This window comes from Bacillus sp. B1-b2 (assembly GCF_009183415.1).
GTDB lineage: Bacteria > Bacillota > Bacilli > Bacillales > Cytobacillaceae > Niallia.
In genome coordinates, this window is record NZ_WEHU01000009.1 from 1 (window position 1) to 13,703 (window position 13,703).

Annotated in this window: 13 protein-coding genes; 2 read left to right on the forward strand and 11 right to left on the reverse strand. The window is 35.3% G+C overall.

The window, feature by feature from the left end:
• A partial coding sequence (locus F9279_RS10325; RefSeq protein ID WP_152113033.1) for an IS3 family transposase occupies nt 1-85 on the forward strand: 85 nt, incomplete at its 5' end.
• Nucleotides 86-178: 93 nt separating this feature from the next.
• Here F9279_RS10325 and F9279_RS10330 read toward each other — a convergent pair.
• The 6 genes from F9279_RS10330 to F9279_RS10355 form a co-directional block, all read right to left on the reverse strand.
• On the reverse strand, nt 179-1,990 hold the full coding sequence (locus F9279_RS10330) for a glycoside hydrolase family 2 protein (RefSeq protein ID WP_152112666.1): 1,812 nt from the start codon (nt 1,988-1,990) through the stop codon (nt 179-181).
• Nucleotides 1,991-2,000: 10 nt separating this feature from the next.
• Nucleotides 2,001-3,746 (reverse strand): glycoside hydrolase family 2 protein, encoded by a 1,746-nt coding sequence (locus tag F9279_RS10335; RefSeq protein WP_152112668.1) that lies wholly within the window; start codon nt 3,744-3,746, stop codon nt 2,001-2,003.
• A complete protein-coding gene (locus tag F9279_RS10340; protein WP_226793424.1) occupies nt 3,746-4,183 on the reverse strand; it encodes a hypothetical protein in 438 nt (145 codons plus the stop codon). Before F9279_RS10340 ends, F9279_RS10335 begins: the two co-directional genes overlap by 1 nt.
• Nucleotides 4,183-5,028, reverse strand: coding sequence for a carbohydrate ABC transporter permease (locus F9279_RS10345; protein ID WP_152112672.1), 846 nt, complete (start codon nt 5,026-5,028; stop codon nt 4,183-4,185). The genes F9279_RS10340 and F9279_RS10345 overlap by 1 nt, the downstream gene beginning before the upstream one ends.
• Nucleotides 5,029-5,046: 18 nt before the next feature.
• Complete coding sequence (locus F9279_RS10350) at nt 5,047-5,970, reverse strand: carbohydrate ABC transporter permease (RefSeq protein ID WP_152112674.1); 924 nt, start codon at nt 5,968-5,970, stop codon at nt 5,047-5,049.
• Between the two features lie 395 nt (nt 5,971-6,365).
• Nucleotides 6,366-7,634 (reverse strand): extracellular solute-binding protein, encoded by a 1,269-nt coding sequence (locus F9279_RS10355; RefSeq protein WP_152112676.1) that lies wholly within the window; start codon nt 7,632-7,634, stop codon nt 6,366-6,368.
• 218 nt (nt 7,635-7,852) lie between these two features.
• Here F9279_RS10355 and F9279_RS10360 point away from each other — a divergent pair, with 218 nt between their 5' ends.
• Nucleotides 7,853-8,770 (forward strand): ArsR/SmtB family transcription factor, encoded by a 918-nt coding sequence (locus tag F9279_RS10360; RefSeq protein ID WP_152112679.1) that lies wholly within the window; start codon nt 7,853-7,855, stop codon nt 8,768-8,770.
• Between the two features lie 43 nt (nt 8,771-8,813).
• Here the strand turns inward: F9279_RS10360 and priA are convergent, their stop codons facing one another.
• The 5 genes from priA to remA all read right to left on the reverse strand — a co-directional run bounded on the left by priA (nt 8,814) and on the right by remA (nt 13,698).
• Nucleotides 8,814-11,225 carry a primosomal protein N' gene (gene priA / locus F9279_RS10365; protein WP_152112680.1) on the reverse strand — a complete coding sequence of 804 codons (2,412 nt, stop codon included), beginning with the start codon at nt 11,223-11,225 and terminating at the stop codon, nt 8,814-8,816.
• Nucleotides 11,222-12,427 carry a bifunctional phosphopantothenoylcysteine decarboxylase/phosphopantothenate--cysteine ligase CoaBC gene (coaBC, locus tag F9279_RS10370; RefSeq protein ID WP_152112682.1) on the reverse strand — a complete coding sequence of 402 codons (1,206 nt, stop codon included), beginning with the start codon at nt 12,425-12,427 and terminating at the stop codon, nt 11,222-11,224. Before coaBC ends, priA begins: the two co-directional genes overlap by 4 nt.
• Before the next feature lie 161 nt (nt 12,428-12,588).
• Nucleotides 12,589-12,807 carry a DNA-directed RNA polymerase subunit omega gene (gene rpoZ, locus F9279_RS10375; RefSeq protein ID WP_152112684.1) on the reverse strand — a complete coding sequence of 73 codons (219 nt, stop codon included), beginning with the start codon at nt 12,805-12,807 and terminating at the stop codon, nt 12,589-12,591.
• 3 nt (nt 12,808-12,810) lie between these two features.
• The gene (gmk, locus tag F9279_RS10380; protein WP_152112686.1) at nt 12,811-13,425 is read right to left on the reverse strand and encodes a guanylate kinase; all 615 of its coding nucleotides are present in this window, start codon (nt 13,423-13,425) and stop codon (nt 12,811-12,813) included.
• A gap of 9 nt (nt 13,426-13,434) precedes the next feature.
• Complete coding sequence (gene remA, locus F9279_RS10385; protein ID WP_152112688.1) at nt 13,435-13,698, reverse strand: extracellular matrix/biofilm regulator RemA; 264 nt, start codon at nt 13,696-13,698, stop codon at nt 13,435-13,437.
• Between the last annotated feature and the right edge of the window lie 5 nt (nt 13,699-13,703).

Genomic DNA, 13,703 nt, shown 5'->3' on the forward strand with positions numbered 1-13,703 from the left:
TTATTACAATAATTATAGATACCAATGGAACTTAAAAAAGATGACTCCTGTTCAATACAGAAATCATCTTCTTATGGCAGCATAGGCTTTTTATAAAATGTCCTTTACAAAGGGTACACTTTATTTCGATCCCAGACTTTTTACACCATATTCTATTATTATTTAAAATTCTATTGTTCTATGATTCCAATTGAAGTCTATCAGGTAAATACTGATTATTTATTTCTTTTATGATAGAAAGTTTGCATTTCGGTTTTCGTTTATAAGTAAGCAGTCCATTTATCTCTTGTTCTACATCTGTAAGCTGCGTATAGCAATATCCCCATAACCCGTTTGATTGAAAGATAGCATCCATAATACGTCGATAATCTTCTATATATTCTTCTTCTGATTGCACAGAAGTATATCCCCATCCCACTTGATCATCTACTTTAAATCCTATTCCTCCAAATTCCGTTAGAAGGATTGGTTCTCCTTGATAAGCGTATCCATTTGCATATACCTGCCACTTGCCATGTGCATGTGATATTAGGTTCTCAACAGAGGAAAGAGTTTCTTTAAAATATTCATACTTCGTCTTTTCTTCCAGTCTTCCATGATTATAATTATGGATGGCACATATGTCAGTTGTTGTAGCTTCCCATCCATCATTAGAAATGACTAGTCTCGTACCATCGATAGCATGTAATAGATGATACATTGTTTTAGAGAATTGCTGTTGTCTTTTATCAGAATGGATATTAGGAACACCCCAACTTTCATTCAACGGTACCCATGTTACGATAGACGGGTGATTATAATCTCTATCCACAATCTCCATCCATTCCTTCATTAATCTAGTTGCCGCTTTTTCTGTAAATACAGGTGCAGAAGCACACTCCCCCCAAACCAAGAATCCTAACTTATCCGCATAATACATAAATAAAGGATCTTCTGTTTTTTGATGCTTTCGACAACCATTAAAGCCCATCTCTTTTGCTAATTCGATATCTTTACTTAAGTCACTTGCTGTTGGTGCTGTCAATAATCCGTCTGGCCAATATCCTTGGTCTAATACTAACTTTTGATAGTATGGCTTGTTATTTAAAAACACCATCCTGCTTTCTGTATGTATTTTTCGATAACCAAAGTAAGATTTTACTGTATCAAGTACGTCGCCTGAATCATTCATTAATACTAATTTCACATCAAAAAGGTTAGGATTCTCAGGTGTCCAAGCAAATCCTGCATCATGGAAATTAGAACGGAAAATTTTGTTTTGGATAAGATCAACTGCTCTTTTACTAGTATGGCTCGTTAATTTTATTCGATCTTCTGCTATCACAACATCCTTATAACTTATCGTATATTCTAAAAACCAATTTTTCTCCTTAAGATTTGTAGCACCACTTACAAGAAGATCCAACCATATCATCCCATTATCAAAATCTGAGGTGAATTTAACCTTTTCTATATGCTCATTCTTTACCTGCTCTAACCAAACAGTCTGCCAGATACCTGTAGAATTGGTATACCAAATCCCTCTGGATTCTTCTTGCCAAAACTGCTTCCCACGAGGAATGGTTTCATCCTCAAATGGATCATGTACAAAAAGGGTAATAGTTTGTTTTCCTTCCACTAAACGATCACTTATATCAAATGAAAAGGAAGTATGTCCACCTTCATGTTCACCAACAAATTGGCCATTCACATATACTTTACAATGATAATCAACAGCGCCAAAATGAAGCAAAGTCACCATGTCTTTATGATTCTCTAATTCCACTTCTTTTTTGTACCAAACATATTCATGAATGGCCTGTTCTTCTATTCCACTAAGTTTAGATTGATAGACAAAAGGTACATTTATTTCTCTTGCTAGCTTTTGTTGATTAGCGTACTTATCCTTCCACCCCTCATTTTTATCATCCCACTCAAACTGCCATTTTCCATTTAAGTTCATCCACTCTGAGCGCACGAACTGAGGTCTCGGGTATTCCACTCTATTCATTGACTTCCTCCTATGGTTTCATTCTTCTTGTGTTAATTTTCTTAACCCTATCCATTGATACCTTTGGTTTTCGGTCAATTGTAAGAAGCCCGTTCACTTCCTGTTGAACATCTGTAAGCTGTGTATAACAATATCCCACCACATAATCTAAGTCCTGAATCGCATAGTGTATATCTTCAAACCTCTTAAAAAATGCTTCTTCATCTTTCACTTGATTTCCATACCCCCATCCCTCTTCTGTTTGGAATGCAATACCTCCAAACTCGGAAATAATAATGGGTTGGCCTTTATAAGAATAGTTTTCTGCAAATGGATAAAAATCCTTATTGAATTGCTTTCTATTCGATAGGACATAATCCATCTCTTTATAGCGTTCTGTAAAAAGTTTTCCAAATTCTTCGTAATCATGAAGGGTAATGATATCAGAAATAGTATGTTCCCAACCATCATTCGTGATTACAGGGCGCATTTGATCATATGTTTTCGTTAAATAATAAATACTCTCTGTAAATGCTTGTTGCTTTTTATTGTGATGAATAGCTGAAACTCCCCATGACTCATTAAAAGGAACCCATGTAATAACACTAGGATGGTTATAGCTTTGTTTTACTATCTCTAGCCATTCATGTGTAAAGTTTTTAACTGCACGATCATTAAATGCATATGTAGATCCTACTTCTAACCAGACTAATAACCCATATTTATCTGCTAAATATAAAAAACGCGAATCTTCTACTTTTTGATGCTTTCTTACACCGTTGTAACCTAACTCCAATACTTTTTTTATATCTTCTTCTAAAGCTTCCACGCTTGGGGGTGTCAAATCAGAGTCTTGCCAGTAGCCTTGATCTAATATAAGACGTTGATACAATTCTCTATTATTAAGAAGAATTCTGTTTCCATCTATCGATATTTTTCTCATTCCAAAATAAGAATGTACTTCATCTAATAATTGATTCTCTTTATACAGTAATATGTGCAAATCATATAGATGCGGGTTCTCTGGACTCCACGTTTTCATTGTCCATGGATCTTTTCGTTCCAGTACACTTCCTCGAAGGCAAGCTGATCCATCTATAAGGATAGCCGAGAGTGAATTAATCAATTTACCATCAAAATTAATTGTTGCTTCTACTCTATAACCATCTGCTTCAATAGGAATATTCGTATCTAATTCAATCAATATCTCTTGTTCATCATATAAGGGAGTAATTTTTGCATGTTCTATATTCATCGGAGAAACATATTCCATCCAAACTGATTTCCATATACCTGTTGTTTGCACATACCAGCACCCAAAGTTCTCATCCTGCCAGCGTTGTTTCCCTCTTGGTTGGGAACAATCCTTAGAATCAGTTACTTTAACCGTCAATTTATTTTCTCCAACATGAACGAACTTCGCAATATCTACCGAAAAAGCATGATAACCACCTCGATGCTTAGTTGCAAGATTACCATTTACATAGACAAAAGCCTCATAGTCTACTCCTTCAAAATGAACAATAGGATGTTTCTCTAAGTCATCTATTTCTACTATTCTTTCATACCATACCGTTTCATGATGTTCCTCTTGGTGAATCCCACTTAATTTTGTTTCATACGTAAAGGGTACTTCGATGAGACTTCCTTTTGGAAATGTATGAAACCACTTCTCTTTATCCCCTTTCTTTTCATTATCAAATGCAAAATCCCATTTTCCATCTAAAGATAGCCATTTATCTCTTCTAAACTGCGGGGTAGGATGTAGATTATTCATTAGTTAATGCCTCCAATATGTTGATTTCTTTTTATAGTTAACTGCTTAATACTCTTATTTTTCGCTAGAATAATTAGTCCAGCAGACATACATAAAATGACACTAACAATATCCATAATGATGTAGCTAAATGCTCCACATATGAATAACCATAAAGCAACTTTTACATGTACTTGATCATCTTTTATATATTTTTTCGCACACACCAAGTTAAACATACCAAGTCCGATTAGAGCAGCACCAAAAATACCAATAAATATATAGATACTGCCAACAATAGATTCCATCGCTTTCATATAGGCAAAACTAGTATTTTCAATAAGATTTGCTCCTCCTACTTTCTTCAAGGTACCATATACTAAAATCGTAATTAGTCCATCTATTATTTGCCATACACCGACAATCCTTACTAAATTCCTCTCCAATCTTCTGCTCATCATCCCTTCACCCCTGCAGATAGGGACATGGAATCTAGGAAATATTTTTGAGCAAACAAATAGAGAATAAAGGTTGGAATTATGGCAATTAGTGCCCCAGCCATTAATAGAGTTGGTTGTGCCTGATACATGCCTTGTAGTAATTGAAGACCTGGTGTAATCGGCATCTTCTCTACATCATTAAATACAATAGATGGCCATAAGAAGTCATTCCAAGAGCCTGTAAAGGAAAATAAGGAGACTACCAGTAGAACTGGTTTGATTAAAGGTAGTATCACTTTTCTTAAAACTTGAAAATCTGTTGCACCATCCATTCTTGCGGCTTCATCAAATTCAGTTGGAATATTATTCATAAATTGCCTCACTAGGAAAATATTAAATACACCCGCTGCTCCAGGAACGATCATAGCAATCGGAGAATTTACCCAACCTAGAATATCAATAATTTTATACAGTGGAATTAAATTAACGACTGCTGGAAACATCATGGTTCCCAATAAAAAGGAGAATAACCATTGCTTGCCTCTAAACTCTAATCTACTAAAAGCAAAAGCAGACATGGTGACAACTACTAAAACTAATAGAGTATGAGAAATGGAGATAAATAAAGAATTAGTAAACCATCTTATTAACGGAGTACTTGCATTATCTACTAGTAAAGATGTGTAGTTGGAAAGCACCCATTCAATAGGTAGAAACTTAAATCCAACTGATTGAAGTTCTATTTCTGATTTAAAGGATGTTACAATTCCCCAAACTAATGGAATAACCCAAATGATGGACATCGCAAGTAAAAACACAAAGGCGATTATCTTTGGAAATGGATTTATTCTCTTTCCGTTCATATGTATCCCTCCCTTGATTCAATTCTTCTTCTCTCGTAGGAAAAAAAACTGTAGTGATGCTATGACCATAATACATAGCCCAAGAATCACTGCCATAGCAGAAGAAATTCCAGCAATAGACTGACCAGAACCAAATGCATTTTGTTGAATATCCATTAACAGTACTCTTGTTGAATCAGTAGGTCCTCCACCAGTAAGCATTAAAGGCTGACCATAAACATTAAAGTGAGCAATCGTAGTAATAACCACCGTATACAACAGTTGGCCACGAATACTTGGAAGAGTAATTTTTATAAACTTTTGGAAAGTAGAGGCACCATCTATGTCAGCTGCTTCATAGAGATCCTTTGAAATTCCATTTAATGCAGCTTGATAAATAATCATATTCCCTCCAATCGACCACCAAACAGTAACAATTATTAAAGCAATCCATGCATAAGGTTGTGTTCCAGTCCACACTGTTTCTAATTTTAAAATATTATTGATAGGTCCATAGGTTACATTGAACATTAGTGTCCAAATGATTACTACAGCAGATATAGCGAATAAGGATGGTAAGTAGAATAACGACTGAAAGAATTTCCATAGTACTGGTTTGGTATTTAATGCACTTGCAAGCAGTAGTGGTACAATAATACAGAATGGTACAACAAATAATACAAATAAGAACGTATTCTTCAACCCAGTATGAAGCTGTTCATAAAAAATAGAATCTGTTTGAAGTAATATCTCTTTATAATTATCTAATCCAATAAAAGTCGGAGAGCTTATTAAATCCCATTCTGTAAAGGAAATATAGATGCCAAAGAAAACTGGAATAAGGAAAAACACACCGAAAATGAGTAAATGTGGAGTTAAAAACAACCATGGAGCAAAAGAGATTTTCTTCGATTTCTTATATTCTATTTGCTTCCCTTTTTTTAGATTAGGAGCTGTTTCCATTACCCTTTCTCCCCTTTCTTTTTTTCTAAATAAAGAAAATGATTTATTAACGGAAGTCTAGAATACAGACTTAGGCTAAACATATATAAAACGATGATTTGCCTAAGCTTGTAATAAAAATGATTTAGGAGGAATACCCATTATTTTTATCAACTGATTTACTTTCTAAGGGTGAGGCTCCTCATTAATATAGTTAGTCTGTGCTTACCGATCGCTTTCCACGGGGCTCATTTACGAGAGCCCTATGGTAAGCGAACCTTATCAGCTCTTTTCAGGCAAATCATTAAATGCGCTACATTATTTACTCTTGAGGGTCCATTAGAAGTTTGTCTACAGTCTGAGTCTTAACACATATAAAAATATGTTATGCTTTTTTGCTTTCTATCTTTATCTACTTAATTCGAATTATCTTTTTCTACCTTCGCCGCTACTTCCTTTTGCATCTGAGTAAGCGCTTTATCGACATCTAATTTTCCAAACACAGCATCCCCTGCGTGTGCATCAAGTGCTTCTGATACATAACCGTTGTATTTGTAGTCAAAGATTTTTAGAGTTGCTTGTTGCTCTGGTGTTGATAAGAAAAAAGCTTGAGGCATTTGTTTATATTCTTCCTCTTCTAATAGTGATAAAGTTGCTGGATTCTGCCCTGACTTCGCCCATTCCATCGAGTTATCTCGAACCCAATTTAAAAATTCCATCACTCCTTTTTCCTTTTCCTCATTACGAGATTCATCTTTAAACATCACGAATTGATGGGAAGAAGACCAGTTAACTGTTTTCGACAAGTCATCTGAAATCTGTGGTGCATTGGTTAATCCCCAGTTGATTTTGCTTTGTTTCACTTGATTTTGCATCCAAATTCCTTCTGGAAGAAAAACAACTTTACCAGTTAAAAACATTTGAGTAGGATCTTCTCCATCCTTTGTGGTGTATCCATCTTTCACTAAATTCTTCCACAAGTTATATGTGTCTTTTCCTGCTTGATTATCTAGAGTAGGTTGAATACCATCTTCTGATAATACGCCACCATTTTGTGCATATAGAGATAAGAAGTTTGGTTTTAACCAAGAAACACCAATAGAAGCTATTTTATCTTTTTTCGATACTTCTCCTACTTGCTCTATTTCAGCAAATGTCACAATATTATCATCTAACGCTGCAGGTAAATATTTACTTACTAAGTCTTTATTGTAATAGAGGCCAAATGTATGTATATCCAATGGAATACTATAGCGTTCAGCATCTAACTCTCCTATATTCCATGCCTCTTGAACATAGTTTTCTGCTTTTATCTCTGGATAGTCTGCTAACAACTCATTATAGGATGTCAACATATCATTATCTTTAAATTGTTTAATTCGTTCTGCGTGGACAATCGTTAAATCGGGAATATTCTTATTAGAATTTACAATGGTAGGAATTTTCGTATACATATCTGTTTCTTTTAAAGAGATATTCTTGATTTTGAATTCTGGATCGGTCTTATTGTATTCATCTACCATTGCTTGCATGTTCTTTCCATCAGGTCCTGTAAATGGATTCCAAAAAGTTATTTCATTTTTTGCAGCACTACTACTTGCACCTGAGCTACTACATCCTGTCATTAATGCAATGGATAAACCTAACACTCCAAATAGTTTCCACCTTTTCTTCGAAGTACCCATCTAAATCCCTCCCCATTTCATGTCACTCTATTCTTTAACTATTTAGTTAAAGAAATTCCTATATTTGTTTTACAATTTCAATTTAACAACAAAAGAAAGCGTTGTCAATCTTATTTTATCAATATTCACAGTGTTTTCTGTTGTAGTTAAACAAGTAGAGTGATACAATTATTGTACAAGCTTTTATTTAATCTTTTGGTTAAAGGAGATGATACATTTTGCAAATTCAAGTTTCTAAAGATTACTTCCATGTTTACCAAGCACTCTGTAGTGAAACACGGATTGAAATAATTGAAATTCTATCAAACAATCAGAGTAACATTTCAGATTTAGCTAGACAATTAAATATTAGTCCCGCAATTGTGACTAGACATGTCCAAAAGTTAGAAGAAGCTGGGATTGTAAAGTCTATAAGAACTCCTGGAAAATCAGGGCTTCAGAAAATAGTACAGCTGGCTATCGATCATATTGACATACAGTTTCCGAAAAAGATTTTTAAAGAATATTTACTTCATTTAACAGATCTAAAAATTGGGCATTACACAGACTTTCAAGCAAAACCTACCTGCGGAATCGCAACAGAAAAGGAGGTAATTGGGAAGCCTGATGATCCTAAATATTTCATGGATAGTAAAAGAGTAGATACACAGCTCCTATGGCTGTCAGAAGGCTTTGTAGAATATAAAATCCCTAACCTTTTATCACCTAACCAAATTCCAGAAATGGTGGAAATAAGCTTGGAACTCGCTTCTGAATTTCCTTTATCCAATAATGTTTGGCCAAGTGATATTACTTTCTATATGAATAATGTAAAACTTGGAACCTATACCGTTCCTGGTAACTTTTCAGATGTTCGAGGACGTTATACCCCTAGTTGGTGGAATGATAAATTTAGTCAGTATGGTTTATTAAAAACAATTCGTATTAATAAAATTGATACTGGAATTGATGGGGAGCCACTTTCAAGTGTAACGATTGATGATCTTCAATTAGAACAATCTCCTATTTTAACGCTAAAAATAGCTGCAGAACAAGACTCAAAGAAAGTAGGAGGATTAACTCTTTTTGGGGAGCATTTCGGAAACCATAGACAAAATATAAGAGTTGGTATCTATTATTTAGAGAAGGAAATCTAATCAAAAAACCCTTAAGCAAGTTTTCCACTGCCTAAGGGTTTTCTTACATCAAAATATGCGGATTCACATCAATAGAGATTTGCAAGCCATTTGAACTTATCTCTTGCTGATAATGATCTAAAACCGATTTGAGTACATCCTCTAAATGAGGTTCTTGCTTGAATTTAATTAAGCATTGATATCGATAACGATTTTTAATTCTTGATATAGGCGAAGCTACTGGACCAAGTATAACCGTTTTCGGTGATAAACGTTGCCTTATCACACTTGTTATTTTTTCTGATATAGATACTACCTTCATTAATTCCTCATGACTTATAGTAATCATCGTTAGGAAGTAGTACGGCGGATATGCATGCTGTCTTCTTATTTGCATTTCTGTTTGATAAAAAAGATCGTAATTCTGCTTACTTGCAAGCTCAATGCTATAATGCTCCGGCGTATATGTTTGGAAGATTACTTCCCCTTGCAATTCGTGTCTACCAGCTCTACCACTAACCTGTGTTAGTAATTGAAAGGTTTTTTCTGATGAACGGAAATCTGGTAAATGGAGCATCGTGTCTGCTGAAAGAACTCCAACTAATGTAATTCTAGGAAAATCAAGGCCTTTTGCAATCATCTGCGTACCAAGGAGAATATCTGCTTCTCCCTCTTGAAACTTATCAAGCAATTTCTCATGCGAGCCTTTTCTGCTAGTTGTATCCACATCCATACGAATAACTCTCGCCTCTGGTAGGATTTTCGCTAGCTCTTCTTCTACCTTTTGTGTACCTGTTCCAAAATAACGAATATGCTCCCCATTGCATTCCGGACATATAGTTGGTGTGTGGGCCTCAAAGCCACAATAATGACACTTCATTTGGTTCTGGTAACGGTGATACGTTAAACTAATATCACAGTTAGGGCACTTTACTACATATCCACAATCACGACACATAACAAAAGAGGAATGACCACGTTTATTTAAAAATAAGACAGTTTGTTCTTTTTTCTTTAGTCGATCCTTTAATTTTTCCATTAAGACACCTGAAAACATAGAGCGATTTCCATCTCGAAGCTCTTCTCGCATATCAATGATTTCAACCTTAGGTAACGCCTGGTTATTCATTCGATTAGGTAAAGACAGTAGCTGATATACCCCTTTTTGCGCTCTTGCAAAGCTTTCTAAAGAAGGGGTAGCACTCCCTAAAACAATGGGGCAATTATGTTTTAATCCTCTTTCAATTGCCACATCTTTAGCATGATATCTTGGATTCTCTTCTTGTTTATAGGTCATCTCATGCTCTTCATCAATAATAATAATGCCCAAGTTTTCAAATGGTGCAAAAACAGCGGATCTAGCACCTACAACTACACTTACTTCTTTTCTTTGAATTTTTCGCCATTCATCATACTTTTCGCCAACTGATAAACCACTATGAAGAACAGCCACCTTATCGCCAAATCGACCTTTAAAGCGATTAACCATCTGTGGAGTAAGAGCAATCTCTGGAACAAGAACGATCGCTTCTTCCCCTTTTTGTAATACTTTCTCAATAGACTGTAAATACACTTCTGTTTTCCCACTACCTGTCACACCATATAGAAGAAAAACTTCATGCTGATTATTTTTTACAGCTTCACAAATGGGCGCAAGCGCTTCTGCTTGATCCTCTGTTAAAGATAGTGACTTCGTTCTTTCAAATACTCTCTCCTCATATGGATCACGATAGACTTCTTGCTCCACTTCACCAAGTACACCTTTCTCTATTAACCCTTTAATAGCAGCAGTAGAGATGCCTAGATGTGTTAAAAGCTTCTTTTGTTCTATCGGTTTTGGGTTTTCTATAAAATATAATAGAAGGGAATGTTGTTTTTTAGCATTTTTGTTTATAGTTTCCTGATATTGCTGAAGTTCTTTTCTACCCATTAGAGGATAAATATGCTTCACTTTCTTTTTTTGTCCTCTTGATTTAACTTCATAGATAACCTCAATTGTGCCTTTTTTCACTTCTTTTTGAAGAGTGGAATGAGAAACTGATTCCAATGCATCTTCCCATGCTATTTCTTCCTTGTCTTTTAAAAGCTCTATAATGGACGGATCTAGTACTGTTTCATTTCCCAATACTTTTTTTATTTTCCGCTGATATTTCGCTTTTAAAGCTGGTGGAAGCATTGCTTGATAGGCAGATATTTTATAACAAAGGGTTGAATGACTTAGCCAATCTGCAAGGGATAATAACTCTTCATTTAATACAGGGATTAGATCCATTGGTTCCGAGATTTTCTTTAGTGATTTAAAAGTAGAGGTAGCTACAACACTTTCTACAAACCCTTGGACCTTTCTTGGACCAAAAGGAACGATTACTCTCATCCCTGGTTGAATGACCTCTTCCAACCACTCTGGGATAAGATAGTCAAATGGCCTGTCCGTCTGTTTAGCCGGTACATCCACTATCACCTTAGCTACAGTCATATCTGACCAGCTTCTTTCATTTTAGTAGCCTGTTCTAGTATCCTTTCAGCCACTTTCTCCTTTGAAAGAAGCGGTAATTCTATTATACTTCCATCTTTCTTATACATGGTTACAAGATTCGTGTCTGTTCCAAACCCAGAATCTAGTCTATTAACATTATTAGCCACAATCATATCGGTATTTTTACGGGTTAATTTATCCATCGCATAATGTGCCATATTCTGTGTTTCTGCAGCAAATCCAATTAAGATTTGGTCCTTCTTTCTTTTTCCCAACTCTAGTAAGATATCTTTCGTCCGAGTAAACTCCAGTATTTCTGGTCCATCTTGTTTCTTCACCTTATGTTCATGCACAACAGTTGGTTTATAATCACTAACTGCAGCAGTCTTTATAATAATATCTGCTAATTCACTGTGTTCCATTACTGCTTGATACATCTCTTCCGTGCTCTCAACCTTTACGACTTTTATTCCTTTTGGAGGATTTAAGTGAGTTGGACCTGAAACTAAAATAACATTAGCTCCTTGTTCGACTGCAACACGTGCAATACTATATCCCATCTTTCCAGTTGAATGATTAGAAATAAAGCGTACAGGGTCAATTTTTTCTCGAGTTGGACCTGCTGTAACAAGTACTGTAGTTCCTGCTAAATGTTTCTCTTTCGCAAAGTGATTCTCGACATGCTGAACAATCATTTCTGGTTCTTCGAGTCTTCCTTTTCCTACATACCCACAAGCTAAATAACCTTCTCCAGGATTAATAAATCGATATCCATATTGATCAAGAGTATCCATATTTTTCACCACAGCTGGGTGATCATACATATGTACATTCATGGCTGGTGCAATCCAGACATCACTAGTTGCTGCAAGAAGGGTGGTAGTTATCATATTATCAGCAATGCCATTAGCAAGCTTTCCTATTACATTGGCAGTAGCTGGTGCCACTATTATAAGATCTGCCCAATCAGCTAAGTCAATATGAGCAATTACTTTCGCATCTTTTTCATCAAATGTATCTGTATACACTTCATTTTTAGATAGAGCTTTAAATGTTAGTGGATTAACAAATTGCATGGCAGAATCAGACATCATTACTTTTACCTCTGCCCCTGCTTGTGTTAGCTTACTTGTCAGCGCACACGCTTTATATACAGCAATCCCTCCTGTTACACAGAGAAGAATCTTCTTTCCTGTTAGCATCGGACTGCCTCCTTCCTCCATAGATATTTTACTCGTCAATTACATTCATTACACATAAGCATAGTATTATTTTTTAGGTATGTCCACGAAAAAAGACTTAGCAAAATTTGATCATCCTTTTGCTTAAGTCTTTTAATAGAATTAGTATTTTTTTCTCAATCTTAGTCTTCGATTAAGTTAGCTGGTATATTCACTCTGTATGTTAATTGGTCTTCGTTAATTTCTTCTAATGCTTTCCCAACATTTTTATGAGAAACATACTTAGTCAATTGTGGCTTAGCATTTGTTTGTAGCTTTCTAGCTCTTTTAGCAGCTACAGATACTAAGGAATATTTGGAATCAATTTTCGTCATTAATTTGTCAATAGATGGATATAACATAAATTATTTAGCCTCCAGCATTTTTTTATATTTAGGTTCTACTCTTTCTCTACGGCAATGCTCTGCCACTATAATTGCTTTGATTTTTTTAACAGCATTCTCTACTGTATCATTTTCTACAACATAATCATATAGGTGCATCATTTCTAATTCTTCTCGTGCTGCAAGCATTCGATTATTAATAATTTCTTCTGTTTCTGTTCCTCTTGTCACAATTCGATTCTTCAATTCTGAGAGACTCGGTGGACTTAAGAAGATAAATAATCCATCAGGAAATTTTTCTCTTACTTGCTTAGCACCTTCTACTTCAATCTCAAGGAAGACATCTTTTCCTTTTAGAGTAGTTTCTCTTACATAATCTACTGGAGTACCGTAATAGTTCCCAACAAACTCTGCATATTCTAGTAACTTTCCTTGTTCGATTAATTCCTCAAAATCTTCTCTAGATTTAAAGAAATAATCAACTCCATCTACTTCACCAACACGTGGGAGTCTCGTTGTCATGGAAATAGAATATTCAAAAGAAGTATTCTCTTGTGAAAATATTTCTTTTCTAACAGTACCTTTCCCTACACCTGAAGGTCCAGATAATACTATTAAAAGTCCCTTTTCTACCAAATCCTTCTCCTACCCTTCATCCATCATATCATCACGATCATTTAACCTAGCAGCAACTGTTTCTGGCTGTACTGCTGAGAGAACAACATGGTCACTATCCATGACAATAACGGCTCTTGTTCTTCTGCCATATGTTGCATCTATAAGTGAACCCCTATCCCTAGCATCTTGTATAATGCGTTTAATGGGAGCAGACTCTGGACTAACAATAGAAATGATTCTATTAGCAGAAACGATGTTACCAAATCCAATATTTATTAATTTAATGGACATCCTAT